28 protein-coding genes are annotated in these 22,915 nt (G+C 67.6%); 10 read left to right on the forward strand and 18 right to left on the reverse strand.

From position 1 onward, the window contains the following. Positions 1-7 precede the first annotated feature (7 nt). Positions 8-994: an SMP-30/gluconolactonase/LRE family protein gene (locus tag AB0P21_RS02945; RefSeq protein ID WP_363693365.1), complete on the reverse strand. Its 987-nt coding sequence runs from the start codon at positions 992-994 to the stop codon at positions 8-10. Positions 995-1,114: 120 nt separating this feature from the next. Here AB0P21_RS02945 and AB0P21_RS02950 point away from each other — a divergent pair, with 120 nt between their 5' ends. Continuing rightward, the gene (locus AB0P21_RS02950; protein ID WP_363693366.1) at positions 1,115-1,522 is read left to right on the forward strand and encodes a hypothetical protein; all 408 of its coding nucleotides are present in this window, start codon (positions 1,115-1,117) and stop codon (positions 1,520-1,522) included. Here the strand turns inward: AB0P21_RS02950 and AB0P21_RS02955 are convergent. Further along, positions 1,509-2,126, reverse strand: coding sequence for an NAD(P)-binding domain-containing protein (locus tag AB0P21_RS02955; protein ID WP_363693367.1), 618 nt, complete (start codon positions 2,124-2,126; stop codon positions 1,509-1,511). The genes AB0P21_RS02950 and AB0P21_RS02955 overlap by 14 nt on opposite strands. A gap of 67 nt (positions 2,127-2,193) precedes the next feature. Here AB0P21_RS02955 and AB0P21_RS02960 point away from each other — a divergent pair, with 67 nt between their 5' ends. Then, entirely contained in the window at positions 2,194-2,526 is a 333-nt protein-coding gene (locus AB0P21_RS02960; RefSeq protein ID WP_363693368.1) for a helix-turn-helix domain-containing protein, read from the forward strand. Here AB0P21_RS02960 and AB0P21_RS02965 read toward each other — a convergent pair whose 3' ends face one another. Further along, positions 2,527-3,030, reverse strand: coding sequence for a DinB family protein (locus tag AB0P21_RS02965; protein ID WP_363693369.1), 504 nt, complete (start codon positions 3,028-3,030; stop codon positions 2,527-2,529). 80 nt (positions 3,031-3,110) lie between these two features. Between AB0P21_RS02965 and AB0P21_RS02970 the strand changes: the two genes are divergently transcribed. The 4 genes from AB0P21_RS02970 to AB0P21_RS02985 all read left to right on the forward strand — a co-directional run bounded on the left by AB0P21_RS02970 (position 3,111) and on the right by AB0P21_RS02985 (position 6,227). After that, the gene (locus AB0P21_RS02970; protein ID WP_363693370.1) at positions 3,111-3,494 is read left to right on the forward strand and encodes a hypothetical protein; all 384 of its coding nucleotides are present in this window, start codon (positions 3,111-3,113) and stop codon (positions 3,492-3,494) included. A gap of 67 nt (positions 3,495-3,561) precedes the next feature. Beyond that, positions 3,562-4,374, forward strand: a complete 813-nt coding sequence (locus AB0P21_RS02975) for an LLM class F420-dependent oxidoreductase (RefSeq protein WP_363693371.1) — start codon at positions 3,562-3,564, stop codon at positions 4,372-4,374. Positions 4,375-4,461: 87 nt separating this feature from the next. Then, positions 4,462-5,073 carry a peptide deformylase gene (def, locus tag AB0P21_RS02980; RefSeq protein WP_363693372.1) on the forward strand — a complete coding sequence of 204 codons (612 nt, stop codon included), beginning with the start codon at positions 4,462-4,464 and terminating at the stop codon, positions 5,071-5,073. Positions 5,074-5,123: 50 nt separating this feature from the next. After that, positions 5,124-6,227 (forward strand): amidase, encoded by a 1,104-nt coding sequence (locus AB0P21_RS02985; RefSeq protein ID WP_363693373.1) that lies wholly within the window; start codon positions 5,124-5,126, stop codon positions 6,225-6,227. Here the strand turns inward: AB0P21_RS02985 and AB0P21_RS02990 are convergent. Next, complete coding sequence (locus AB0P21_RS02990; RefSeq protein ID WP_363693374.1) at positions 6,213-6,770, reverse strand: AAA family ATPase; 558 nt, start codon at positions 6,768-6,770, stop codon at positions 6,213-6,215. The genes AB0P21_RS02985 and AB0P21_RS02990 overlap by 15 nt on opposite strands. Before the next feature lie 126 nt (positions 6,771-6,896). On the opposite strand from AB0P21_RS02990, the gene AB0P21_RS02995 reads away from it, so the two are divergent. After that, on the forward strand, positions 6,897-7,934 hold the full coding sequence (locus tag AB0P21_RS02995) for a LacI family DNA-binding transcriptional regulator (protein ID WP_363694410.1): 1,038 nt from the start codon (positions 6,897-6,899) through the stop codon (positions 7,932-7,934). Here the strand turns inward: AB0P21_RS02995 and AB0P21_RS03000 are convergent. From AB0P21_RS03000 to AB0P21_RS03020, 5 genes are all read right to left on the reverse strand, one after another. Continuing rightward, complete coding sequence (locus tag AB0P21_RS03000) at positions 7,924-8,766, reverse strand: carbohydrate ABC transporter permease (RefSeq protein ID WP_363693375.1); 843 nt, start codon at positions 8,764-8,766, stop codon at positions 7,924-7,926. The genes AB0P21_RS02995 and AB0P21_RS03000 overlap by 11 nt on opposite strands. Further along, the gene (locus AB0P21_RS03005) at positions 8,763-9,677 is read right to left on the reverse strand and encodes a sugar ABC transporter permease (protein WP_363693376.1); all 915 of its coding nucleotides are present in this window, start codon (positions 9,675-9,677) and stop codon (positions 8,763-8,765) included. The genes AB0P21_RS03000 and AB0P21_RS03005 overlap by 4 nt, the downstream gene beginning before the upstream one ends. Positions 9,678-9,702: 25 nt before the next feature. Continuing rightward, a complete protein-coding gene (locus AB0P21_RS03010; RefSeq protein WP_363693377.1) occupies positions 9,703-11,022 on the reverse strand; it encodes an extracellular solute-binding protein in 1,320 nt (439 codons plus the stop codon). 11 nt (positions 11,023-11,033) lie between these two features. Then, positions 11,034-12,467 carry an aldehyde dehydrogenase family protein gene (locus AB0P21_RS03015; RefSeq protein WP_363693378.1) on the reverse strand — a complete coding sequence of 478 codons (1,434 nt, stop codon included), beginning with the start codon at positions 12,465-12,467 and terminating at the stop codon, positions 11,034-11,036. 94 nt (positions 12,468-12,561) lie between these two features. Continuing rightward, positions 12,562-13,194, reverse strand: coding sequence for a maleylpyruvate isomerase family mycothiol-dependent enzyme (locus AB0P21_RS03020; RefSeq protein ID WP_363693379.1), 633 nt, complete (start codon positions 13,192-13,194; stop codon positions 12,562-12,564). Between the two features lie 176 nt (positions 13,195-13,370). Between AB0P21_RS03020 and AB0P21_RS03025 the strand changes: the two genes are divergently transcribed. Beyond that, positions 13,371-14,042, forward strand: a complete 672-nt coding sequence (locus tag AB0P21_RS03025; RefSeq protein WP_363693380.1) for a GAF and ANTAR domain-containing protein — start codon at positions 13,371-13,373, stop codon at positions 14,040-14,042. Positions 14,043-14,129: 87 nt separating this feature from the next. On the opposite strand, the gene AB0P21_RS03030 is transcribed toward AB0P21_RS03025, so the two are convergent. Beyond that, on the reverse strand, positions 14,130-14,477 hold the full coding sequence (locus AB0P21_RS03030; RefSeq protein ID WP_363693381.1) for a hypothetical protein: 348 nt from the start codon (positions 14,475-14,477) through the stop codon (positions 14,130-14,132). A 73-nt stretch (positions 14,478-14,550) separates the two neighbouring features. Here AB0P21_RS03030 and AB0P21_RS03035 point away from each other — a divergent pair, with 73 nt between their 5' ends. Further along, positions 14,551-14,703 (forward strand): hypothetical protein, encoded by a 153-nt coding sequence (locus AB0P21_RS03035; protein WP_363693382.1) that lies wholly within the window; start codon positions 14,551-14,553, stop codon positions 14,701-14,703. Between the two features lie 13 nt (positions 14,704-14,716). On the opposite strand, the gene AB0P21_RS03040 is transcribed toward AB0P21_RS03035, so the two are convergent. From AB0P21_RS03040 to cobT, 5 genes are read right to left on the reverse strand one after another with little or no spacing between them, the layout of a single operon-like run. Beyond that, positions 14,717-15,277, reverse strand: a complete 561-nt coding sequence (locus tag AB0P21_RS03040) for a maleylpyruvate isomerase N-terminal domain-containing protein (protein ID WP_363693383.1) — start codon at positions 15,275-15,277, stop codon at positions 14,717-14,719. Between the two features lie 21 nt (positions 15,278-15,298). Beyond that, positions 15,299-15,823, reverse strand: a complete 525-nt coding sequence (locus AB0P21_RS03045; RefSeq protein WP_363693384.1) for a GNAT family N-acetyltransferase — start codon at positions 15,821-15,823, stop codon at positions 15,299-15,301. A gap of 45 nt (positions 15,824-15,868) precedes the next feature. Then, positions 15,869-16,672: an RNA methyltransferase gene (locus AB0P21_RS03050; protein WP_363693385.1), complete on the reverse strand. Its 804-nt coding sequence runs from the start codon at positions 16,670-16,672 to the stop codon at positions 15,869-15,871. Continuing rightward, the gene (gene cobA, locus AB0P21_RS03055) at positions 16,669-17,961 is read right to left on the reverse strand and encodes a uroporphyrinogen-III C-methyltransferase (RefSeq protein ID WP_363693386.1); all 1,293 of its coding nucleotides are present in this window, start codon (positions 17,959-17,961) and stop codon (positions 16,669-16,671) included. The genes AB0P21_RS03050 and cobA overlap by 4 nt, the downstream gene beginning before the upstream one ends. Further along, the gene (cobT, locus tag AB0P21_RS03060; protein ID WP_363693387.1) at positions 17,958-18,998 is read right to left on the reverse strand and encodes a nicotinate-nucleotide--dimethylbenzimidazole phosphoribosyltransferase; all 1,041 of its coding nucleotides are present in this window, start codon (positions 18,996-18,998) and stop codon (positions 17,958-17,960) included. The genes cobA and cobT overlap by 4 nt, the downstream gene beginning before the upstream one ends. Before the next feature lie 144 nt (positions 18,999-19,142). Between cobT and AB0P21_RS03065 the strand changes: the two genes are divergently transcribed. Further along, positions 19,143-19,679 carry a YbhB/YbcL family Raf kinase inhibitor-like protein gene (locus AB0P21_RS03065; protein ID WP_363693388.1) on the forward strand — a complete coding sequence of 179 codons (537 nt, stop codon included), beginning with the start codon at positions 19,143-19,145 and terminating at the stop codon, positions 19,677-19,679. 66 nt (positions 19,680-19,745) lie between these two features. Here the strand turns inward: AB0P21_RS03065 and AB0P21_RS03070 are convergent, their stop codons facing one another. The 3 genes from AB0P21_RS03070 to AB0P21_RS03080 are packed head-to-tail and all read right to left on the reverse strand — an operon-like array spanning position 19,746 to position 22,809. Continuing rightward, positions 19,746-20,630: a carbohydrate ABC transporter permease gene (locus AB0P21_RS03070; protein WP_363693389.1), complete on the reverse strand. Its 885-nt coding sequence runs from the start codon at positions 20,628-20,630 to the stop codon at positions 19,746-19,748. Next, positions 20,630-21,532: a sugar ABC transporter permease gene (locus tag AB0P21_RS03075; RefSeq protein ID WP_363693390.1), complete on the reverse strand. Its 903-nt coding sequence runs from the start codon at positions 21,530-21,532 to the stop codon at positions 20,630-20,632. The genes AB0P21_RS03070 and AB0P21_RS03075 overlap by 1 nt, the downstream gene beginning before the upstream one ends. After that, complete coding sequence (locus AB0P21_RS03080) at positions 21,529-22,809, reverse strand: sugar ABC transporter substrate-binding protein (RefSeq protein WP_363693391.1); 1,281 nt, start codon at positions 22,807-22,809, stop codon at positions 21,529-21,531. Before AB0P21_RS03080 ends, AB0P21_RS03075 begins: the two co-directional genes overlap by 4 nt. Positions 22,810-22,915: the final 106 nt, after the last annotated feature.

Raw genomic sequence — 22,915 nt, forward strand, 5'->3', positions numbered from 1 at the left:
CCGACCGCTAGCGATTGGGCGTCGGGAAGGTGGCCAAGTGGTTGGTCCCGATGCTGCTCAGCCAGACCTTCCCGTCGCGCTCCCGGACGCCGGTGGGCATCCGGAAGTCGGGATGCGTGCCGCGCAGGTCGTGCACCAGCTTGCCGTTGTCGTCGTACGCCTGGATCTCGATGATGTCCGCTGCCTTGGGCTTGAACGACTCCGGCAGCGCCCAGACGACCTTGCGCAGTACCGGCTGTTTCGGCAGCAGCAGGTCGAGCAATGCGTTGCGGGGTGAGCCGATCGCGACCCAGATCAGGCCATCCGAACCGCGGGCGATGTTGTCCGGCAGCCCGGGGATCATCGTGACCAGCTCCGGCTCGGCGTCGGCGGTGGTCAGGTCGAGTTTGTAGAGGCCGTAACTGGCGGTCTCGGCGAAGAACAGTGTCTTCTGGTCGCCGCTGAGCGCTACCCCGTTGGGGAACGGACGGTTCGTCGCCAAGCGGGTCAGCTCGCCGTCCGGGGTCAGCCGGTAGAGACTGCCGGTACTCGAGTGCTCCAGCAGGTCGGCCATCCACTCGTCGACGCCGAAGCGGGTCGACGAGTCGGTGAAGTAGATCGTGCCGTCGGGCAGCACGTCCGCGTTGTTGCAGAACCTCATCGGGCGACCGTCGATCTCACCCAGCAGCGTCTCGACGCGGTTGTCCTGGTCGAGCGTCAACAGGCCGCGGTTGGCATCGCAGATCAGCACCTTGCCGTCCGGCAGCCACTCCAGGCCGAGCGGCCGGCCACCGGTGTCGGCGAGCACCTCGATCGACGTACCGTCCGCCGCGACGCGCAGGATCCGCCCGTCCAGCAGCCCGGTGAGCACACTGCCGTCAGCGTCGATCAGGGCGTCTTCGGGACCATGCCCGGGCACCGCAACAGTCTGTACTTCGAGAGCCTGCGGCTGGCGCGCCGGCGGCGCCGGCGGCGGGGTCCACCGAACGGGGGCGATGCTCGACTTCGGACTCATCCTCCGACCCTAGCGGGTCCAGCACTTCGAACTTCCTCGAAGAGCTCCGACACTGCCCCCGACCGCTGCCAATACTCGTGGTGCGCCGGAATCCCGGCGCCTGACGAGGGGAGCAACACTGTGGCATTCCGAAAGGCGAGCGCGCTGGCCGTTGCCGGCACCGTGGCAGTGCTAGGCGCAGTAGCCGGTACGACGGCCTCGGCCGCGCCGGCAGTCTCCGCCGCACCCGCGGTCACCGCTGCGACCTGCCACGCGAGCAGCGGCAACCTGTACTGCGGAAACCGCGCCAACGCAGCGATCTACAAGAGTCCGCGCTACGACACCGCCAGCGGCAACCCGATCGAGATCGTCGACACGCTGCGGTCCGGCTTCAGCTACTTCCAGTGCTACACGATCGGCCAGCCGCACGGCGGCGGCAACTCCATCTGGTACCGGACCTACGGCGACGACCACGGCGCCTGGGGTTACGTCCCCGCGGTGGACGTCTGGACGCCACAGGACCCCTTCCCGGGCGTCAATTTCTGCTGATTGCCGGGTGGACGGTGCCGAAGGCGGCGGCTTTCGGCGGGAAGAGCGTCCGGGGGTCGGCGCCGTCCACCCACAGCCCGATCGCCAGCGCAGCTGTTGCCTCTAGCAACCGTGCTCTGGCCAGCCCGCCGGCCGCTACCGGCGTACAGCCGAGGGCTTGGATCAGCTCGGCGACCTGCTGGTTCGCAGCCGGGTGATCGCCGCAGTACGGGACACCGAGTGGTTCGCCGTCGAAGGTGTGCGGCGCGTCCCGCCAGACCGTGTCGGGCGCGAGGTTGAACGCCTTCACAACCTGCGCACCGACAGCCAGCCTCGCGACCTGCTCGGCCATCGCGGGTACTGCGAGGGTGAACTCCCCCGGCACGACCGCGTTCGTGCAGTCGAGCAGCGTGCGGCCGGCGAAGCGACCGGTCCGAGCGCCGACCGCTGTCAGCACTTCCTCCACTGCCGCAGCCGGTACTGCGAGCAGGGTCACCTCGCCACATTTGCTTGCCTCTAGCAAGCTTGGTCCCCTCCTGCCGACCAGCACTTCGTGCCCGGCGCGCACCCACTGCCCACCGAGCGCGTTCGCCATCAGTCCGTTGCCCAGGATTCCGATTCGCATGCCGAGCAAGCTAGGCGATCCGTCAGGCACCAACTGGTGCGTTTCGGGCCGGGCAGAATGGCGGGTGATGAACACACAGCTGAGGTTCTTCGCCGACTGCCAGGCCCGGGTCGCCGCCGATCTGATCGGCGGGAGATGGTCGATGGTGGTGCTCTACGCGCTCGCCGACGGACCGGTCCGGCCCGGCGTACTCCGGGCCCAGATCGGCGGCATCAGCCAGAAGGTGCTGACGGCGACGCTGCGCCGGCTCGAGGAGCACGGCCTGGTGCAACGTCGCCGGTACGCCGAAGCGCCGCCGCGGGTCGAGTACTCGCTGACCGAGCCTGGCCGCGATCTCCTCGTCCCCATCCGCGCCCTGGGTGACTGGGCCGCCAAGCACGCGGACCAGCTGACCGCCTGACTACTCCCCCGTCGAGCCGTCCAGGCGCTCGCGGAGCAGGTCGGCGTGGCCGTTGTGGCGGGCGTACTCCTCGATCATGTGGACCAGCACCCAACGCAACGAGTACCGCGTGCCGTCGTCCAGGCCGACGTGGTCGGGCTCGAGATCCGCGATCGCGGCCCGCGCTCGGGTCACGGCCTCGTCGTAGCGCTGGAGGTCCGCGGCGTACTCACTCGGGTTGAGGTTGTTCCAGTCGGCGCCGCGGCCGCCGGAGTCGGAGTACGGCTCGACGATCTCCTCGTCGGTGAAGGTGCCGACGAACCAGCCGACCTCGATCTCGGTCAGGTGCCGGATCAGGCCGTGCAGCGTCATCGACGAGGGGTCGACCGCGGCGGTGCCGAGTTGCTCCGGGGTGAGGCCCTCGCATTTCCAGCGGAGGGTGGCGCGCTGGAAGTCCAGGAAGGCGACCAGGGTCTCCTTCTCACCGGCTTCGGTCGGCGGGTCGGGTCTTCCGTTGAGGTCCATGCCCGGAACCTATCGGCTGCCACGGACACTTCGCCCGCGGATAAACGCCGGATGAGCCCGTGAGATCGCAGACTAAGGACATGAGCCGCCGATGGGGTGTGATCGCCGTACTGGCCGTCGCCGTACTGGCCGGGACCGCAGCCTGTGGGGACACCACCCCCAAGGCCGCCCCTCAGCCGACGGCGACACCGAAGAAGGATCCGCTGGCCAGTTGCACTGAGCAACTTGTCTACTGGGCCGGGGAGAACCTCAGAAGGGCTCCCGACCAGGCCTACGACTACCAGCACATGGGCCTGACCGCGGAGAAGTATGACGAGCTTCGCAAGATCCAGCAGGCCGCTCGGTCGCTGAAGGACGCCGGCAAGCTGCCGCCGACCTGGCTCCAGGAGCAGTCGAAGGCGGCCTGCGTCCGGATCCTCGCCACTCCGGCGCCCAGCAACACTGCCGGAGGCTGGCCCCAGTAGCTGAAGACCCGCCCATTTAGGGTGACCTCATCCGGAGGATCCTCCGCAACGGCGTACGCTGGCAGACATGACTTCGACTGACTCCCCCCGTCCGTATAGCAAGTATCCGGCCCGGATCGGCGTTCAGATTCAGCCCCAGCACGCCGAGTACGCCGAGATCCGGCGGGCCGTCGCGGCCGCCGAAGAGCTCGGTGTCGACGTGGCGTTCAACTGGGACCACTTCTACCCGTTGTCAGGTGAGCCGGACGGCCTGCACTTCGAGGCCTGGACCATGCTGGCGGCCTGGGCCGAGGCGACCGAGCGGATCGAGTTCGGCGCGCTGGTCACCTGCAACTCCTACCGCAACCCCGAACTGCTGGCCGACATGGCCCGCACGGTCGACCACATCAGCGACGGCCGGCTGATCTTCGGCATCGGCTCCGGCTGGTTCGAGCGCGACTACGACGAGTACGGCTACGAGTTCGGCACCGCGGGCGGCCGGCTGGACGCGCTCGGCGAGGCGCTGCCGCGGATCGAGTCGCGCTGGGCCAAGCTCAACCCCAAGCCGACCCGGGACATCCCGGTGCTGATCGGCGGCGGCGGCGAGAAGAAAACCCTCAAGCTGGTCGCCAGGCACGCGAGCATCTGGCACGGCTTCGGCGACGCCGAGACGATCGCGCACAAGCACGAGGTGCTGGACGCGCACTGCGCCACCCTCGGCCGCGACCCGGGCGAGATCGAGCGCTCGGCCGGCGTCGGCGACAAGAGCCCCGAGGAGCTCGGCAAGTCGCTGTTCGACATCGGCACCCGGTTGTTCACGGTGAGCACCTCCGGCCCGGACTACGACCTGGGTCTGCTGCGCGAGTGGATCAGCTGGCGCGACGAGGTCAACCAGGCCTGACCCGCCGCGGGTCCGGAGTACCGGAGCTGATCCGGTACTCCGGACGCGCGCGCCGGCGCGCCCTCGGGCTTCGCTAAGATTTCTGCCATGTCTACGCTGCCCACTGACGGTTCGGTGCGCCCCATCACCCGATGGGGCACGGACGTCATGCACCACCTGAACCAGCCGGTCACGGAGTTCGGCGACGAACTGCACCAGCTCGTCGCGGACATGGTCGCGACGATGAACGCCGCCGAGGGTGTCGGGCTGGCCGCGAACCAGGTCGGCGTCGACCTGCAGGTGTTCGTCTTCAGCTGCCCGGACAAGAAGGGCGTCTACCAGCACGGTGTCGTCTGCAACCCGGTGCTGGACCTGCCCGAGGGCAAGGACCGCCAGCTCGACGAGGGCGACGAGGGTTGTCTGTCGCTGCCTGGCGCCTTCACCAAGTGCGCCCGCCCCGACTTCGCCCGGGTCACCGGGGTCGACCAGTTCGGCGAGCCGGTGACGTTCGAGGGCGACGGACTGCTCGCTCGCTGCCTGCAGCACGAGACCGATCACACCCAGGGCATGGTGTTCGGCGACCGGCTGTCGCGCAAGTACAAGAAGCGCCTGTTCGCCGAGGCCGAGGAGTTCGCCGAGGACTACCCGGACGACTGGCCGATCTCCCCGATGCTGAACCAGGACGAGCACGACCACAGCGACGAGGGGCTCAACGCCTGATCGCCCAGCTGGTCGCCGACCTGCGCGCGGGCCGGCGTACTGCGCTCTCGGTGGTCGACGAGGCCGTCGACGGTGTCGCCCGGTGGGACCCGGTGCTGCACTTCATCGACACGTTGGACGTCGAGGGCGCTCGGGCGCGAGCCTCGAAGGTCGACCTCGGGCTGCCACTCGCCGGAGTGCCTTTCCTGATCAAGGCCCGTACTTCGCCGCAGTCGCCGATCATCACCAGATTGCTGGCGGCCGGCGCGATCCCGCTCGGTACGTCGACGCGCGCGCGGCCGGGCGCTGTCTCCCAGACCTTCGGGTGGAACGGGACGGACTACACCCGCAACCCGTGGGACTTGTCGCGCTCCCCTGGCGGCTCGTCGGCCGGCGCAGCCGCTGCTGTGGCGGCGGGCGTCGTACCGATTGCGACTGGCGGGGACAGCGCCGGCTCGTTGCGAATCCCGGCGTCGTTCTGCGGAGTGGTCGGTTTCAAGGGAACGGCCGGCCGGGTGCCTCGGGTTGATGGGCGATCGCTGGCCGGTCTGACGATCGGCGGGTTCATCGGGTCGTCACTCGAGGATGTGGCGATGGCGACCAGCCTGGTCAGTGGGCCCGACCGACTCGATCCGAGTGCTCTGCCGTATTGGCCGGAGCCGGTTCTCGGGGCTGGGCCTTGGCGGGTTGCCTATCGCAGCGCGCTGAGTCCGTTGGCCGCGGATCCGGCGGTCGACGCAGTGGTGCGGGCGAGTCTCGCGGAGGCGGCCGGCGTCGTCGTACGGGAGGCTTCGTTCGATTGGCTCCCGGTCGACGAGGCGTGGCTTGCCTTCCGGGATCTTGAGGCTGGACAGGCTGTTGCGGTGAGTGAGGCGGTCAGGGTGCGCACCCTGAACAGCACCGCGCTGGCGGATCTCTTCAGCGAGGTCGACGTACTGGTCACGCCGACCACGCCGACCGTTGCGCATGGCTATGACCAGCACGAGGAGAACATCATCGTGGGCGACCTGTGCTGGGGGTTCAACGTCACCGGGCATCCGGCCGTGAGTGTGCCGGTCGGGCTGGTGGATGGTCTGCCGGTCGGTGCTCAGGTGGTCGCGCCGCATGGACGTGACGACGTCGCGTTGTCCGTCGCTGCCTTGCTGATGAAGCCGTTGGCGCTACCAGGCCGCTGACTTGAGGTCGTCCTGGAGGATCGCCTCGACCGATTCCTCGGCGGTCTGGCCGGTGGTGTCGAGCCAGAGGCCGCGCCGCGGGATCTCGTTGAGGCCTTCCTGGAGTGTCTCGACGGCGTCGGCGAGCGTCATGCCCGGGCCTTGCCACGCCTTGTACGAGTTGGAGCCGCGGCCGAGCTCGCGGTCGACGATCGAGTCGACCGACGGGACGAGGACGACGAGGTGCGGCTCGGCGATGCCTGCGAACGAGTCGAGCCAGCGGGCGACGTGGTCGCCGAGGATGATGTCGGAGCAGACGAAGTCGAAGCCGGCCTCGAGGTAGTGGCGGGCCACCAGCGCGCTCGCGGCGTACCGGAGCTCCAGTTGGCGGACCGCTTCGGGTTCCGGGTCGGGCGTCATGCCGACGGCGCCGGAGACGACGGCGTGGAAGTAGACGTCTCCGTCGACGGTCGCCGCGGGCGGACCGAGGCGGCTCGCGAGCAGCGGCGCGATGGTGGATTTGCCTGCTGCCTGCAGACCGGTGACCAGGACGACTTTCTGCATGCCGACCATCCCATCACGCCCGTCCAGCCGTTTTCGATCGCTGGTTGGCGGGTTTCCGACAGGCAGCGGATCCCGGTTGTCCAGCGAGATCGGCTGTCGCGCCGATAAACTGCCGAGGTGAACGGGATGCTGGGTGATTCGGGGATGCGGCGTCCCGTCACGCTCGACGACGTCGCGCGGGCCGCCGGTGTCTCCCAGCCGACCGCGTCCCGGGTGCTGAACGGAAGCTCCCGCAAGGTCGCCGAGAGCTATCGCGAACGCGTCCTCGAGGCGGCGCGCGAGCTCGGCTACACCCCCAACCTGCCGGCCCAGGCGATGGCGCGCGGCACGTCGCGGACGATCGCGCTGGTGATCAGCCTGATCTCCGACCCGTACTTCTCGGCGATGGCGGCCGAGATCATGAAGCAGGCCGAGGCGATCGGCCTGCACGTCTCGATCGCGGTCACCGAGCGGCAGGCAGACCGCGAGCTCGACCTGATCCGCGAGCTCCGTGGACAGCAGCCGCGAGCGATCATCCTGGCCGGCACCGGATACGTCGATCCCCCGTCGGCGCAGCAGCTGGTCGACGAGCTGCACCGCTACGAGGAGACCGGCGGCCGGGTGGTGCTGATCAGCCGCTCCGACCTCCCGTTCGAGACCGTGGACTTCGACAACCATGAGGGCTCCCGGCAACTGGCCCGCGAGCTGGCCGGCCTCGGCTACGAGCGCTGCCTCGTCCTCGGCAGCGGCACTCCCCTGCTGTCGATGAGCCAACGCGTCGAGGGCTTCGTCACCGGCCTGGCCGAATCAGGTGTCAGCGACACCCGCGTTCACCACCCCGGCTTCAGCTGGGCCGGCGCCCGCGACTACATCCTCAGCCTGACCGACGCCGAAGTGCGCGATCTCCAGCTCGTCTTCGCAGTCACCGACGACATGGCCCTCGGAGCGCTCGCCGGCCTGCGCGAACGCGGCCTGCGCATCCCCGAGGACGTCGGCGTAGCCGGCTTCGACGACATCAGCACGCTGCGCGACGTCGTACCGAAACTGACCACGGTGCACGTGGCCCTCAACGCCGTCGCCCAGGAAGCCATCTACCGGGCGACGACGACCGACACCGAACTCACCCGGAGAACGGTGCCGGCCTACCCCGTACTGCGGGACAGCACGCCGCCGATCAGAGCTTGACGCCGCCGCTGATCAGGTCGATCTTCCAGTAGCGCTGCAGGGTCAGGAACAAGACGGCCAGCGGGACGATCGAGACCAGCACCCCGGCGATCACGATCGAGTACTGCGCCGCCTGGCCGCCGGTGATGATCATCAGGCCGTAGAGGCCGAGGGTGAGTGGGTAGAGGTGATCGTTGTTGATCATCACGAACGGGAGCAGGAAGTTGTTCCAGATCCCGATGAACTGGAGCAGGAAGACCGTCACCAGGGCCGGCAGCATCAGCGGCGCGCCGACCAGGCGGAAGATCCGCCACTCGCTGCCGCCGTCGATCCGGGCCGCCTCCATGATCTCGTCGGGGACCGAGGCCTCCGAGTAGATCTTGCACAGGTAGATGGCGAACGGGCTGACCAGTTGTGGCAGCAGCACCGACGCGTAGTTGTTGGTCATCCCGACCTTGGCCAGCAGCAGGAACTGCGGGACGGCCAGCAGGATCTGCGGCAACAGCACCGCGGCGACGATTGCCCTGAACAACAAGGTGCTGCCGGCGAAACGATACTTGCCCAGGGCATAGCCGGCCGCGCCGGCGATTGCCGTCGACAACAGTCCGCCGCCGACGGCGTAGATCACCGAGTTCAGCACCCAGCGGCCGAAGATGCCGTGGTTGTAGCTGAACAGGGCGTCCAGGTTGCTCCAGAAGCCTCCGTTGAAGGCGGGCAGGAACGGTGCCGTGGAGAACAGTTCGTCGTTCGTCTTGGTGGAGGCGATGACGATCCACAGGACCGGGAGTACGCAGTACAGGGCACCGATCAGGAGGATCAGGGTCGGCACCCAGCGGGTGCGTTGGCGGGTCATCTGGTCTGCCTCCGGGCGATCCGGCGGCCCACGGCCGAGACGAGGACGGTCGCGGCGACCGTCATGGCGATCAGCACGAACGAGGTCGCGGCGCCCTCGTAGATGCTGTTGTTGACGAAGGCATCGGTGTAGACGCGCATCAGCGGCACCCAGGTGGACGAGATCGCGTTCGCCAGCGGCTTCAGGGTGGTCGGCTCGTTGAACAGCTGCAGGGATCCGATCACCGAGAACAGCGCGACCATCGCCACCGCCGGCGCGATCATCGGCAGCTTCACCCGGACGGCGATCTGGAACTCCGACGCGCCATCCAGCTCGGCCGCCTCGAACAACTCCTTCGGCAGACTCCGTACTGCGGTGTAGAGGATCACCATGTTGAACCCGACCACACCCCAGACCGCCACGTTCGCGACGCTGAAGAAGATGCCCTTGGTGCCGAAGTAGTCGACCACGTCGCCACCGATCGGCGAGGTCGCGGGCAGGTACATGAATCCCCACAACAGCGACGCGACCACCCCCGGTACGGCGTACGGGAGGAAGATCGCCAGCCGGGCGAACCCGACCAGCCGCGCGCGTTTCGCGTCCAGGCACAGCGCGAAGAGTGTGGACAGCAGCACCGTCAGCGGTACGCCGAACGCCGCGATCAGCAGCATCCGGCCGAGGCTCGACCAGAACTCGCTGTCGCTCAAAGTCGTCGTGTAGTTGGACAGCCCGGCCCATACCTCGGTCGGTTTGCCGCCACCGAGCAGGCCCTTGCCGACCTTCATCCGGCGGAAGCTGAGGAGGATCGCGTAGATCGCCGGGGCGATCGTGAACAGCAGTAACAGCACCACCGCCGGCGTCACCAGCGCGATCGGCAGCAGCCCGCCACGGCCGCGGGACCTGCCCGCGGCCGTGACACTTGCCCTTGCCATTGGAGAACCGCTCATCTCAGCCGGCTCATCCGGCGACCTGGAAGCCGAGCTTCTTCATGTCGGCGACTGTTGCCTCTTGCATCGAATCGAGTGCTCCCGACAACGAGGTCTTCTTCTGCAGCGCGGCGCCGAACGCGTTCGAGTAGGTGTCGAAGGTGACGTTCGCGTTCGGGCCCCAGATGTCGAAGGTCCGGACGCCCTTGGCCGCGGTCGCTATCAGCGTGTTGTAGTCCGGCTGCGTCGACATGAACGGCGGCGGCGTCTTCAGCGCCGGCAGCTGCTGACCCTGCGGCGAGGCGGGGAACGCCTGCACGTTCTTGATCAGCGAGTTCATCCCGGCCTCGGAGGAGTTCATCCACTCGACGAACTTCGCCGCCTCGGCCGGGTGCTTGGAGTTGGCTGTGACGGCCTCGGTCTCGCCGCCCCAGATGCCGACGGTGGTGTCCCCGGCGGTCCAGGCAGGCAGTGGCGCCGCGGCCCACTTGCCGGCGGTGTCTTTCGCGATCGAGGGCAGCTGGTTCGGTCCCCACTGCGCGCCGACCCAGCCGACGATGGTGCCGTTGTTCATGTCGGTGTTCCACTGCGCCGACCAGTTCGGCTGCGGGCTGACCAGGCCCTTCTTGATCAGGTCGTCCCAGTAGTCCGCGACCTTCTTGCTCGCGGCATCGTTGATGCTGACGCTCCAGGTGTCGCCGTCGGCCTTCCACCAGTTGGCCTCGGCCTGCTGCGCCAGCCCGGCGAACCAGCCCGGGTCGGCAGCGGTGAAGTTGCCGATGTACTTCTTCGGGTCGGCCTTCTTGAGCGCCGCCGCCACCGTCGCGTACTCCGCCCAGGTGGCCGGTGCCTTCAGGCCGAGCTTGTCGAAGACGTCCTTGCGGTAGAAGAACACCATCGGGCAGACATTCTGCGGTACGCCGTACGTCTTGCCCTCGAACTGCACTTGGGACAGCGACGCCTTGTCGTACTTCGTGTCCAGCCCCTTCACGTAGTCGTCGATCGGCACGACCACCTGGTTGGCGATCAGGGCCGGCAGCGCCTGGTACTCGACCTCGGTGACATCAGGATTCGTGCCGGCCTTGTTGTTGGTGATCAGCTTGTTGTAGAGGGTGTAGCCGGTGCCGGACGGTTTGGTCAGCTTGACCTGGATGTCCGGGTTGAGCTTGTTCCACTCGTCGACGACCTTGTCCATGCCGCCGTCCCAGTTGACGTACGACAAGGTGATCTTCTCGCCCTTGGCCGCGCTGGAGGCGCCGCCGGCCGGGGTCGCTGGGTCGTCATTGCCCGAGCAGGCGGCCAGCGACAACGCCAGTACTACGCCGAGAGCGGCTGTGCTGCGAAGGTTCATCGGGAAGTTCCTCATTTCGACGCCCAGCCGGGATAGCCGGTGGGGGTGGTCTGGATGCCGATCCACTGCCGGTGCGTGTAGCCGGCCAGCTGGCCTTCGCCGCCGTGCCGGGCGTACCCGTCGTTGACGTGCACCTCGTTGCTCTTGACCTTCTCCGCGAACGCGAGCCCGCGCATGGGGTCGGCGGTGAAGACCGAGTTCATCAGCGTGCGATGACGGTTCACGAGGTCGAGCGCCTCGGCCTCGCTGTCCACGACGGTGATCGGCATCACCGGGCCGAAGATCTCCTCGGTGAACACCGGCATCTGCGGGGTCACGCCGGTCAGGACGGCCGGCTGGTAGAACAGTCCGTCGTACGTGCCACCGGTCGCCAGCTTCGCGCCGGCCTTCAGCGACGGCTGCACGAGGCCTTCGTGGAATCGCTTCAGTTGCTGGTCGGTGATGATCGGCCCGAGGTCGACGTCGTCGCGCAGCGGGTCGCCGACCCTTAGCTTGGCCACCCGTTCGACCACGGCCTCGGTGAAGTCGTCGGCGATCGAGCGCATCACGATGTGCCGGCCGGACGTGATGCAGGTCTGCCCTTGGTACCAAAGAGATGACCACAGCGCGCAGCTGACCGCCTGGTCGAGATCAGCGTCGTCCAGTACGACGAACGCGTTGTCGCCGCCCAGCTCAGTCGCCGCCGCGCGGAAGTTCTTCCCGGCGAACGACGAGATCTGCTGACCGACCTCGAACGAACCGGTGAAGTGGATCAGATCCAGGTCGGGATGCTCAGAGAGCGTTCTCCCGGTGGTTGCTCCGTCACCTGGCACGACGTTGAAGACCCCCGCCGGCACACCGGCCGCTTTGGCCGCCTCGGCGAGAACCTGCCCGCCGGCGATCGGGGTCAGCTCGGCCGGCTTGAGCACCACGGCGTTGCCGTAGGCCAGCCCCGGCGCGAGCGCCCGCATCGCGAGGCTCATCGGGTAGTTCCACGGCACGATCAGCCCGATCACGCCGAGCGGCACCGCCCGGGAGAGCGAGATCTTGCCCTTCTTGTACGGCGGCAGGATGGCGCCGGCGTTCTCGGTCAGCTGAGTGGCCGAGTTGAGCAGTTGGTTGACCGACTGCCCGAGTTCCTCTTCCGCCTTCTCCGCCGTACCACCGGTCTCCCGGATGATCAGCGTGATCAGCTCGTCGTGCCGCTTCTCCAGCTCCCGCGCGAACGCCCGCAGAATCTCGCTCCTGCTGTTGGCATCCACCTCGGCCCACTCCGCCTGCGCCCGCCGAGCACTCCGGACCGCCCGATCCACCTGCTCGCCCGACGCACTCCCATACCGGGCGAACGCCTTCCCGGACGACTTGTCGAGCACCGGCACCCACTCCGACGCCGGCGGCTCACACCACCCGTCGATCCAGACCTGCGCCTCGTAGTCCCGCAACCCACTCGCAGGAACCGACCTCATCGGCTACCTCCACTCGAACCATCTCAGGAATGCGCTTTCCTCGCAGGATTGCGCATTCCCGAGTGTCGGTCAAGAGTTCAGTAACCGCCTGGCTTCAGCAGCGAGCGCGGAGGGTTGCGACGCCCTCACCCTCCAGCTCCTCGCAGAAGGTGCCGCGGCCAACCATCGCCATCACCAACGCGATCGTCGGACCACTCACGACGGCACCATCGCCGGTGCCGAAGCCGGTGTCAGTGGCAACCAACCGCAGCCCCTCGATCCGTCCCTTGGCAAGAACCGCGAGGTCGGTACCGGCGTAGTACTCCGCGACCGTGGTGAGCACCTCGGCCGGGTACGAGCGATGGATTCCCAGCGGCCGGCGAATATCCTCGGCATGCGCGACCGTCTCAGCGAGGGCGAACTCCGGGCTCCCCCGCCGGCCGAGCGGCGTGGTGGATCGATCACCAGCAGCGCGGAACAGTGCGAGCGTCTCGGCGGAGGAATCCCCAAGCTGCTCGCGCAGTCGCATCAACACCTGGGCGTCGAAGTCGAAGCGGTGCCGCAGTACGCCGGCGAACCAGCGTGGGAACGACAGCGTGGCGCCGGCGGTCAAGTGCGCCACGACCTCGCGGACGGTCAATTCGGTGCACAGGGACGTCGTCCGCCACTGGTCCGGAATCAGCTCGGACAGGTCGATGGCAAGCGCGGCACGCTCGGCGTGGACTAGTGACCAGGTGGTGTTGCTCACGGTGAGTGCTCCTCGGGGAAGGGGTATCGGTAGTAGGACCGATCGGTGCGCGAAGACTCACCGGAGAAGTGGTAGTTGCATAAGTTTCTTTCGGGCTGAGGCATAATTGACGGGTCTTTTCGGCGTCCAGACAGTGGCGCCAGTAGGTGAGAACGGCCTGTTACGAGGAGTGACAGATGATGAACCAAGCGGCCGATTTCGGTGAGCTGGCCATGAACCTGCACGACCAGAGCGGGACGCTGGCCACCGTCGAGGGTGTGTTGCAGTTCGCGACCGAGGTGCTGCCCTACGACCACGCCTCGGTGATGCTGATGCGCCGCCGGAAGCCGGAGACGGTGGCGGCGACCGACGAACTGGTGACCAAGGCGGACCAGCTGCAGATCGACTTCGGCGAGGGCCCGAGTCTGCTGGCGATCTCCGATCACGACGACGTGCTGGTCGAGGACACCACCACCGACAGCCGCTGGCCGGAGTGGGCGCCGATCGCCGCGGAGTACGGGATCCGGAGCGCGCTGGCGATCCGGCTGTTCACCGAACACTCGACCAGCGGCGTCCTGAACCTGCTGTCCTCGCGTCCTTTCGTCTTCAGCGACAGTGACCGCGAATCGGCCCGCCTGCTCGCCCTGCACGCCTCGATCGCGATCGCCTCGTCCCGGCTCGAGACGTCGTTGCGCGAGGCCATCGACTCCCGCAAGATCGTCGGTCAGGCAGTCGGCCGGCTGATGGAGCGCTACGGCCTCGACGCCGTCCAGGCTTTCGTCGTACTGCGCCGGTACTCGCAAGACCGCAACCAGCGCCTGAACGCGGTCGCGGCCTTCGTCACCGAAACCGGCAACCTGCCCGACTAGCCGTCGCCGCGGGGCAGCGGACCGACCGATCCCCCTGCCCCGCCACCGAACTAGGCTGCCGCAATGACCGATGGTCCAGCCGCGAAGCTAGTCGCTCTCGACGAGCTCTTCGCCCGCGAAGTAGCGCCGCCACCCGCCATCGCCGCCTATCTCGCCGATCCGGCCTGGGCCGCCGTGTGGGATCGCCTCCGCACCGCCACCGAGCAGATCGTCCGCGACAGCGTGCAAGCCGGCATCCTCGACCTTTCCGAACCCCACGACGAGCTCGTCTGGTCGCTGAACGAGTTGCAGCAGTTCATCTACGGGAAGGTCGTCCGCGCCGACCAGCCACCGAACCTGGTCGTACAAGACGCGATCGCGCAGCACCTGACCGCGGTCTTCGACCAGATCACCCTCCCCCGGGCCACGCTGCTCGACCCGCTGGTCACCAAGCACCTCGAGGCCCTACCCGGCTGGTCCAGCCGCACCGACGACAACTCCTACACAGTCGGCGACTTCGAGCTCCCTCGTGACCTCACCGCTCGCCGCCGTCATCTCCGCCCTCAACGCCCCAGACGGCGCACCCCTGCTGATCCCATCGGATCGCCACCAAGAAACCTTCCCGGAGACAGGCACCCCCACCTACAACTTCGACGACTGGCTCGCCACCCGCGTCAGCTGATCGCTTGCGCGTCTCAGGCGGTCAGGCGGCGACCGAAAGCGTCGAGTAGGCGGTCCTGTGGTGAGGCGTCCGGCGGCAGGCTGCCGCTCGCGCCGGTGCCGAAGGTGCCCATGGCCCGCATCTCGTCGAGGTGCGGCTCGACCATCGTCCAGAGTCCGTTGACGAGCAGGGCGTCCAGGGTTGGGTCGAGGTTGGCGCCGATCGCGAGGTCCCAGGCGTGGATGACCAGTTCGCCGAGGCGGAAGCGCAGGAAGGTCTGGTACGAGATGTCGCCGCTCGGGTGATGCAGCATGGCGGTTTGGTCGGCGTGGGTGAAGGCGAGCCGTTGAGCTTTGCAAGAGGTGGTGAGTGCTGTAAGTGGGTCGTTGCCGAGGTGGTCGTTGTCCAGGTCGGCGGTGGCGGTCTTCGCTGATTCTCCGGAGAGGAGGCGTTCGGCGAAGATGTTTCCGGCCACCAGGTGGTCGGCGACTTCCCGGACTGTGAGGTCGGCAGGGGTGGTGTGCTCCCAGGAGGACGCCGGTATCGCGGCGGCGATCCGCAGGAGTTGGGCGTCGGCTACCTCGAGGAGAACCACGGTCGGGAGGCTATCGGGGAGTCAGGTCAGGCCGCGCCAGGTGGCTTGGGTGATCGAGTAGATGACCGCGCTGAAGGTGGTGCCGTCTTCCTCCAGTTCGGCGGCGTGGTTGAAGGTCATGCCCAGGCGCTTCATCACAGCGATGCTCTTCGCGTTGGGAACGTCCGTGATGGAGATGACTTCGGGGAGGTCGAGGTCGTTGAAGGCGTAGTCGAGCCAGGAGGCGGCGGCTTCGGTGGCGTAGCCGTTGCCCCAGTACTCGCGGGCCAGGCGCCAGCCGAGTTCCATGTCGTCGGGGTACCAGGGCTCGTGCTGGAGACCGCCGGCGCCGAGGAAGGCGCCGTCCGATCGGCGTTCGATGGCCAGGAAGCCGGTGCCGTCGATGGCGTGGCGGCGGTTAACCGCGGCGGCGATCTCGTCGGATTGGGCGCGGCTCAGTGGGGAGCCGAGGTATTTCATCACTTCGGGGTCGGCGTTGAGGTGTGCCCAGGCAGGGAGGTCGTCGTCGCGGAAGGGGCGAAGGAGTAGGCGTTCGGTGGTCCGCATCGGTGCCTCCTGGGAGGTTGCTGACTGCTGATTCCGTCGTACTGGCTACACCCGAGTGGCGTAGAAGGCTACTGCTGCGGAGGAGGCGACGTTGAGGGAGTCGACTCCGCCGGACATCGGGATTTTCACGGTGAGGTCGGTTTGCTCTAGGACATGGGGTTTCAGGCCGTGGCCTTCGGTGCCGAAGATCAGGGCGAGCTTCTCGTCGTGGCGGGCGGTGAGGTCGTCGAGGGTGATCGAGTCGTCGGTGAGCGCCAGTCCTGCGGTGACGAAGCCGTGGGATTTGAGGACGGACAGCGCACCTGGCCAGGAGGACAGCCGGGTCCAGGGGATCTGGAAGACCGTGCCCATGGAGACCTTGATCGAGCGGCGGTACAGAGGGTCGGCACAGGTTGGCGTGATCAGCACTGCGTCGACACCCATCGCGGCAGCGGCGCGGAAGCCGGCGCCGACATTCGTGTGGTCGACGATGTCGTCGAAGATCGCGATCCGCCGGCCGGACAGGAGGTCTTCCAGGTCCACCGCAGGCTGACGCCGGTACGACGCGAGCGCGCCGCGGTGCACGTGGAAGCCGGTGACCTGCTCGGCCAGCTCCTCGGTCACCACATAGACGGGTGCCTCCGGCCACTTCTCCAGTACGTCGGAGAGCGAGTCCAGCCAGCGCGGGGCGAGAAGGAAAGAGCGCGGCTCGTACCCCGCTTCCGCCGCGCGGCGGATGACCTTGTCGCCCTCGGCGATGAACAGGCCGTGCTCCTCTTCGAGCATCCGCCGCAGGTTCACCTCGCGCAGCTGGACGTAGTCCCCCAGGCGCGGGTCGGCAGGGTCCTCGACCGAGACGAGCGGACTCATGACGCAGCGTCAGACGCAGTGGTCTCAGACGCAGTGATGTCAGGCAGCGCACTCTCAGCCGCAGTGTTCTCAGGCCCGCCGGCCAGCCCCGCCGCGACTTCCACAACGTTGCCGATGACAACAATCGCCGGAGCACCCACCCCCGCGGCAGACATCGCGTCAGCGATCCCCGCCAGCGACGACGTCACCTGATGCTGCCCAGGCAGCGTCCCATCAGCGATAGCCGCCGCCGGCGTCCCAGGATCCTTGCCATGCGCAATCAAAGTCGCAGCAATCACCGGCAGGTTCTCGACCGCCATCAGCAGCACCAGCGTCCCGCGCAACGCCGCCAGCGCTTCCCAGTTGATCAGCGAATCCGCATGCCCCGGCGGGATATGCCCAGAAACCACAGTGAACTCGTGCGTCACCCCGCGATGCGTCACCGGAATCCCCGCCACCGCCGGCACAGCGATCGAGCTGGTGATCCCCGGCACCACCGTCCAGGTCACCCCAGCCTCAGCGCACGCCAACGCCTCCTCGAACCCCCGCCCGAACACATAGGGATCGCCACCCTTGAGCCGTACGACGACCTTGCCCTGCTGGGCCCGATCCACCAGGATCCGGTTGATCTCCTCCTGCATCGCCGATCGCCCACGCGGCAACTTCGCAGCGTCGATCAGCTCCACATCAGGATGCAGCTCCTCCAGCAACGGCTGCGGCGCCAGCCGGTCGGCCACAACGACATCCGCCTCGGCCAGCAACCGCCGCCCGCGCACGGTGATCAGGTCTGGATCACCAGGCCCGCCGCCAACCAGGTAGACCCCAGGTTGCTTGGCCAGCGAGTCCCGCGCCCCGAGCGCGCCCTCGCGGAGCGACTCGAGGATCGCATCCCGCACGGCCGCCGAGCGCCGGTGATCGCCGCCACCCAGTACGCCGATGGTCACCTGATCGTGCTGCCCCGAGGCCGGCGTCCAGGCCGTCGCGCGGGACCGGTCGTCCGACCGGACGCAGAAGATCCGTCGCGACTCCGCCTCGGCCGAGACCAGATCGTTGACCGCGGCATCATCCGTCGCGACCACGACGTACCAGGCGCCCTCCAGATCGCCCTCGGCGTACCCGCGCTCGACCCAGCGCAGATCGGGATTCGTCAGCAACCCCTCGATCGTCGGCGTGATCACCGGCGAGATGAGGTCGATCTGCGCACCCGTCTCGAGCAGCCGCGGCAGCCGCCGTTGCGCGACGCCACCGCCGCCGACGACCACGACCCGACGGCCGGTGAGCACCAGCCCGGAGAGGTACGGCGCGGTCACGCCTCGATCCCCGCGGACTCGAAGGTCGCCATCTCCGCCAGCGCGCGCACCGCGCAGGTCAGGATCGGAAACGCCAGTACTGCGCCCGTCCCCTCCCCCAGCCGCAGATCCAGATCCACCAACGGCTGCAGCCCAAGCGTCTTCAACGCCAGCGCGTGACCAGCCTCGGCCGACCGATGCCCAGCGATGCAGTAGTCGATCACCGCCGGAGCAAGAGCCTGCGCCACAAGCGCCGCTGCCCCAGCGATCACGCCGTCAAGAATCACCGGCACCTTGTTGGCCGCAGCCCCGAGGATGTACCCAGCCAGCGCCGCGTGCTCCAGCCCGCCGTACGCCGCAAGCGCAGCCAGCGGCTCCGAGGCCGGTACGTCGTGCAGCACGAGCGCAGCCCGGACCACCTCGGTCTTGTGCGCAAGCGTGGCGTCGTCGATCCCGGTCCCCCGGCCGGTGACTTCGTCAGCCGTGCCGCCGCTGAAGGTCGCGATCAGCGCAGCGGACGCAGTCGTGTTGGCAATACCCATGTCGCCGGTCAACAGGCACTGGTAGCCATCGAGCACCAGCTGATCCGCCAGATCGAAGCCGACGCCGATCGCCGCCAGCACCTCCTCGTCGGAGAGCGCGTTCTCCACCGAGAGATCCCTGGTCCCGCGCCGCACCTTCGCGTGCACGATGTCCAGCTCCTCGACCTCCGAGGCGACGCCGATGTCGACCACCCGGACGTCCACCCGGTTGTTCACCGCGAACGCGTTCACTGCCGCACCGCCGGCCGCGAAGTTCGCGAGCATCGCCGCGGTCACTTCCTGCGGCCAGGGCGACACGCCCTGCGCATGCACGCCGTGGTCTGCGGCGAAGACCGTGACGACCGCGGCGGTCGGAACCGGCGGCGGGCAGAGCCCGGTCATCCCCGCGACGCGGACCGACAGCTCCTCCAGCACACCGAGGGAACCGGCCGGTTTCGTCAGCCTGAGCTGACGCTCCGTGGCCGCTCGCATCGCGGCCTCGTCAGCCGGTCCGATCCTGGCCAGATACTCCTCCACCGCGGTTCCCTCCAGTCCTGGTGCCGCCTGGACGCGGCCAAGACCGATCTTCGCACCTCCGGCCGAGTGCCCCGGCCAAGCGCGGTGGGATCTGGACAGTAATGTCGGATTCACCACATGAGTCGAGATCCAGGAGGATCACAGATGTCGCTCGAAAGGCCCGTCGCACCGGACCCGTACCAGTTGCTTCCCGAGGTCGGCTCGTTCACGGTCACCAGCACCGACGTCACCGACGGCGAGCCGCTCGGCGACGACCACGCCTTCGCCGGTGGCAACAAGTCCCCGCAGCTCAGCTGGGAGGGATTCCCCGAGGAGACCAAGGGCTTCGTCGTCACCTGTTTCGACCCGGACGCGCCCACGCCGTCCGGCTTCTGGCACTGGGTGCTGGTCGGCCTGCCGGCCGAGACGACCGAGCTCCCGACCGGCGCCGGCACCACCGAGCGCCTGGAGAACGGCGCCTTCCACATCCGCACCGACTTCAGCACCAAGGCGTACGGCGGCGCGGCCCCGCCCGCCGGCGACCCCGCGCACCGCTACTACTTCGTGGTGCACGCGATCGACGTCGAGGCGCTGGACATCGACCACGACGCGAGCCCGGCCGTGGTCAGCTTCAATCTCGCCTTCCACACCCTCGCGCGGGCCATCATCACGCCGACCTACGCGACCCCCGCGGACAGCTGAAGACAGCTAGCAGCGCAGAAGCGGCGGGAGTCGGTCAGGGACTCCCGCCGCAGTCTGTGCCGGGCCTCAGTCCTTGATGCCCGACTGAGTGACGCCCTGGATCAAATAGCGCTGCAGGAACGCGAAGATCAGCACCAGCGGCAGGATCGACACCGCCGCCGCCATGAAGAGCTGGTGGATGTTGATCGTCTGGGCCGTGATAAAGGTCGACATCGCCACCTGGACGGTCCACGAGTTCGAGTCCTGGCCGATCACCAGCGGCCACAGGAACGAGTTCCAGTTGCCGATGAAGGTGATCGCCGCGATCGCCGCGAAGAACGGCAGCGAGTTCGGCACCACGATCCGCCAGAACGTCGCGAAGTACCCGGCGCCGTCGACCCGCGCCGCCTCCTCCAGCTCCTTGGGGAAGCCGAGGAAGTACTGCCGGAACAGGAACGCCGCGAAGCCGCTGAACAAGGTCGGGATGATCAGGCCGCGCAGGGTGCTGACCCAGCCCAGCGACGAGACCACGATGAAGCTCGGGATGAAGCTGACCGCGGCCGGGATCATCAGCGTCGCCATCACCGCGTAGAACACCTTGTCGGCGTGCTTGTACGGGATCCGGGCCAGGCCGTAGCCGGCCATCGATGCCAGTAGCAACTGTCCGCCGGTGCCCAGGATGCCGACCACGGCCGAGTTGTAGAGCGCCCGGGCCATCGGCACGTTCTCGTCGTCGAACAGTTCTCTGAAGTTGCCCCACTGCAGATCGGTGGGAAAGAACTTCCAGTCCACCGCGGTGATGTCGGCCTCGGTCGACAACGCGTTCCGCAGGACCAGGTAGAACGGGATCATGAACAGGATCGTCGCGATGATGAGGGCGATCCAGCGCAGGACGGAACCGACCACCCCCAGCGGGCTGCGGCCGTAGCCGATCGGCTGCGGCGTACCGGCGGTCCGGTCGATGGCGGCCATCAGTCGTTCGCCTTCCCGAAGCCGAAGATCTTGTTCTGCAGCAGGGTGAGCACGATGATCACCACGGCCAGGATCATCGCGCCGGCGCTGCCGTGGCCGAGATCCTGGATCGAGCCGAGCGAGATGCTGTAGAGGTAGACCAGCGGCGGCCGGGCGAAGTTGACGTTGCCGACCAGGTTGTAGAACTCGTCGAAGGCCTGGTACGCCGCGATCAGGTTGAGCAGCAGCACCGCCACCGAGGTGGCCCGCAGCTGCGGCCAGGTGATGAATCGGAAGGTCTGCCAGCCGGGTTTGGCGCCGTCGACGTACGCCGCCTCGTACAGCGTCGGGGAGATGCGTTGCAGCCCGGCGATGAACAGGATCATGTAGAAGCCCAGCTGCAGCCACAGCCGCACGCTGACGATCGGCAACCAGAACCAGGGTGGATCGACGGTCGACAGCCAGGCGATCTGGTCGGCGCCGAACCAGCCGAGCACGGTGTTGGCCAGGCCGAACCGGACGCCGTTGAAGATCGACAGCTTCCAGATCAGCGAGGCCACGACGTACGAGCAGGCGGTCGGCAGGAAGAAGACCGAGCGGAAGAACGCCCGGGCGATCTGGACCTGGTTGACCAGCAGCGCCAGGGCGAGCGAGAGCACGAACGTCAGCGGCACGATGAAGATCGCGAAGACGGTGAAGGTGCCCAGGCTGGAGATGAAGTTGTCGTCGGTCAGCATGTCGACGTAGTTGCGCAGACCGACGAACTTCGACGGCGTCACCGTGTTCTGGGCCTCGAAGAAGCTCAGCACCAGGCTCCACAGGATCGGCAGGTAGCTGAAGATCAGCAGGCCGATCACGAAGGGACCGGTGAACAGCCAGAACCACAGCGTGTTGTTCCGGGTGGCGGCGGTCCTGCTGCTCACCCGAAGAGCCTCGACAACTCGGTGCTGACGGTCTTCTCCGCCTTCGTGATCTCTCCGCCCGGGTCGGCCCCCTTCCGGATCACGTTGGTGAGCATGTCGTTGTACGCCGTACTCATCTTCGGGGTCCAGGCGGGATTGTCGGTCCGGCCGAACTCCTGGGTGAGCCGCACCGTCTCTGCGGCCGCTCCGCTCTGCAGCTTGGCCGCCTTCGCCGCGAGACTCTTACGCGGCGGGATATGGAAGCCGTAGTTCAGGCACCAGTCCTCCTGGAAGTCGGCCTTCTCGACCCACAACCACTTGACCAGCTTCTTCGCCGCGTCGACGTTCTGGCTCTTGGCCGAGACGAACTGGGTCCAGCCACCGGAGTACACCGCGGCCTTGCCCTGGTCGTCCAGCGTCGGGAACGGGATCACGCCGAGGTCGTCGCCGAACGCCTTCTGCATCGCGGGCAACGCCCACATGCCGATCCACTGCATCGCGGCCAGTCCCTGCACGATCGCGCTGGGATCCGTCCAGTCGGTCGGCGATCCGAGCAGCACGCTCTTGCTGGCGTACAGCTCGTGCAGCTTGCCGAACGCCTGCGCCGCCCGGTCGTTGGTGAAGCCCGGCTTGTTGTCCTCGGTCAGGTAGGCGCCACCGGACGACCACAAGGCCGGCCCGCCCAGGGCGATCCCGCCGTCGTTGCCGACGAAGATGCCCTTCATCTTGTCGGTGGTGAGCCCCTTGGCGGCGTTGATCAGGTCGTCGACGGTCTCCGGCGGCTTGATCCCCGCCTTCTCCAGCAGGCTCTTGCGGTAGTAGATGACCTGGGGGTCGACGATCATCCGGATGCCGTAGACCTTGCCGTCCACCGTGTTCGTGGCCAGGTCGCCCTCGGCGAAGTCGTCCTTGACGTCCGCGATCAGGTCGTCGAGCGGGACCACCTGGCCGCTCTTCACCATCGCGATGTTGAGCTGGCTCTCGAAGACGTCAGGTCCCTTGTTGGACAGCAAAGCCGCCGAGAGCTTGCTGCCGTAGTCCCCCGGCGTCCACTGCACGCCGACGGTCGCATCTGTGTAGGCCTTGGCGTACTTGAGCGCAGCCTCTTTGGTGCCGGCCTCGCCGTACTGGTGGTACCACTGCGAGAGAGTGGCTTTGCTGCCATCTCCCCCACCGCTGGACGGACGGCCGGTGTTGCCACCGCACGCCGCGGTGAAGGCGGCCAGGGCGGCCAGGCCTCCGGTCCGCATGAGCAGCTCACGCCGGGAGAGACCGGCTGACGGAATTCGAGCGGGCATGTTCCACCTCCGAAAGCAGCTGGCTGTTCCCAGGGCGTTACGATCCGGTGAATCGTTGTAAACATCCTGCATCGGGGTCGTGCTGTCAACAGTCCGCGCCCCCGAA

It is taken from the genome of Kribbella sp. NPDC056861, assembly GCF_040687575.1.
GTDB lineage: Bacteria > Actinomycetota > Actinomycetes > Propionibacteriales > Kribbellaceae > Kribbella.

Coding starts and splice junctions, on each gene's coding strand:
- AB0P21_RS02945 (WP_363693365.1), bottom strand. CDS start 994: ATGAGTCCGAAGTCGAGCATCGCCCCCGTTCGGTGGACCCCGCCGCCG.
- AB0P21_RS02955 (WP_363693367.1), bottom strand. CDS start 2,126: ATGCGAATCGGAATCCTGGGCAACGGACTGATGGCGAACGCGCTCGGT.
- AB0P21_RS02960 (WP_363693368.1), top strand. CDS start 2,194: ATGAACACACAGCTGAGGTTCTTCGCCGACTGCCAGGCCCGGGTCGCC.
- AB0P21_RS02965 (WP_363693369.1), bottom strand. CDS start 3,030: ATGGACCTCAACGGAAGACCCGACCCGCCGACCGAAGCCGGTGAGAAG.
- AB0P21_RS02970 (WP_363693370.1), top strand. CDS start 3,111: ATGAGCCGCCGATGGGGTGTGATCGCCGTACTGGCCGTCGCCGTACTG.
- AB0P21_RS02975 (WP_363693371.1), top strand. CDS start 3,562: ATGACTTCGACTGACTCCCCCCGTCCGTATAGCAAGTATCCGGCCCGG.
- def (WP_363693372.1), top strand. CDS start 4,462: ATGTCTACGCTGCCCACTGACGGTTCGGTGCGCCCCATCACCCGATGG.
- AB0P21_RS02990 (WP_363693374.1), bottom strand. CDS start 6,770: ATGCAGAAAGTCGTCCTGGTCACCGGTCTGCAGGCAGCAGGCAAATCC.
- AB0P21_RS02995 (WP_363694410.1), top strand. CDS start 6,897: ATGCTGGGTGATTCGGGGATGCGGCGTCCCGTCACGCTCGACGACGTC.
- AB0P21_RS03000 (WP_363693375.1), bottom strand. CDS start 8,766: ATGACCCGCCAACGCACCCGCTGGGTGCCGACCCTGATCCTCCTGATC.
- AB0P21_RS03005 (WP_363693376.1), bottom strand. CDS start 9,677: ATGGCAAGGGCAAGTGTCACGGCCGCGGGCAGGTCCCGCGGCCGTGGC.
- AB0P21_RS03010 (WP_363693377.1), bottom strand. CDS start 11,022: ATGAACCTTCGCAGCACAGCCGCTCTCGGCGTAGTACTGGCGTTGTCG.
- AB0P21_RS03015 (WP_363693378.1), bottom strand. CDS start 12,467: ATGAGGTCGGTTCCTGCGAGTGGGTTGCGGGACTACGAGGCGCAGGTC.
- AB0P21_RS03025 (WP_363693380.1), top strand. CDS start 13,371: ATGATGAACCAAGCGGCCGATTTCGGTGAGCTGGCCATGAACCTGCAC.
- AB0P21_RS03045 (WP_363693384.1), bottom strand. CDS start 15,823: ATGCGGACCACCGAACGCCTACTCCTTCGCCCCTTCCGCGACGACGAC.
- AB0P21_RS03050 (WP_363693385.1), bottom strand. CDS start 16,672: ATGAGTCCGCTCGTCTCGGTCGAGGACCCTGCCGACCCGCGCCTGGGG.
- AB0P21_RS03065 (WP_363693388.1), top strand. CDS start 19,143: ATGTCGCTCGAAAGGCCCGTCGCACCGGACCCGTACCAGTTGCTTCCC.
- AB0P21_RS03070 (WP_363693389.1), bottom strand. CDS start 20,630: ATGGCCGCCATCGACCGGACCGCCGGTACGCCGCAGCCGATCGGCTAC.
- AB0P21_RS03080 (WP_363693391.1), bottom strand. CDS start 22,809: ATGCCCGCTCGAATTCCGTCAGCCGGTCTCTCCCGGCGTGAGCTGCTC.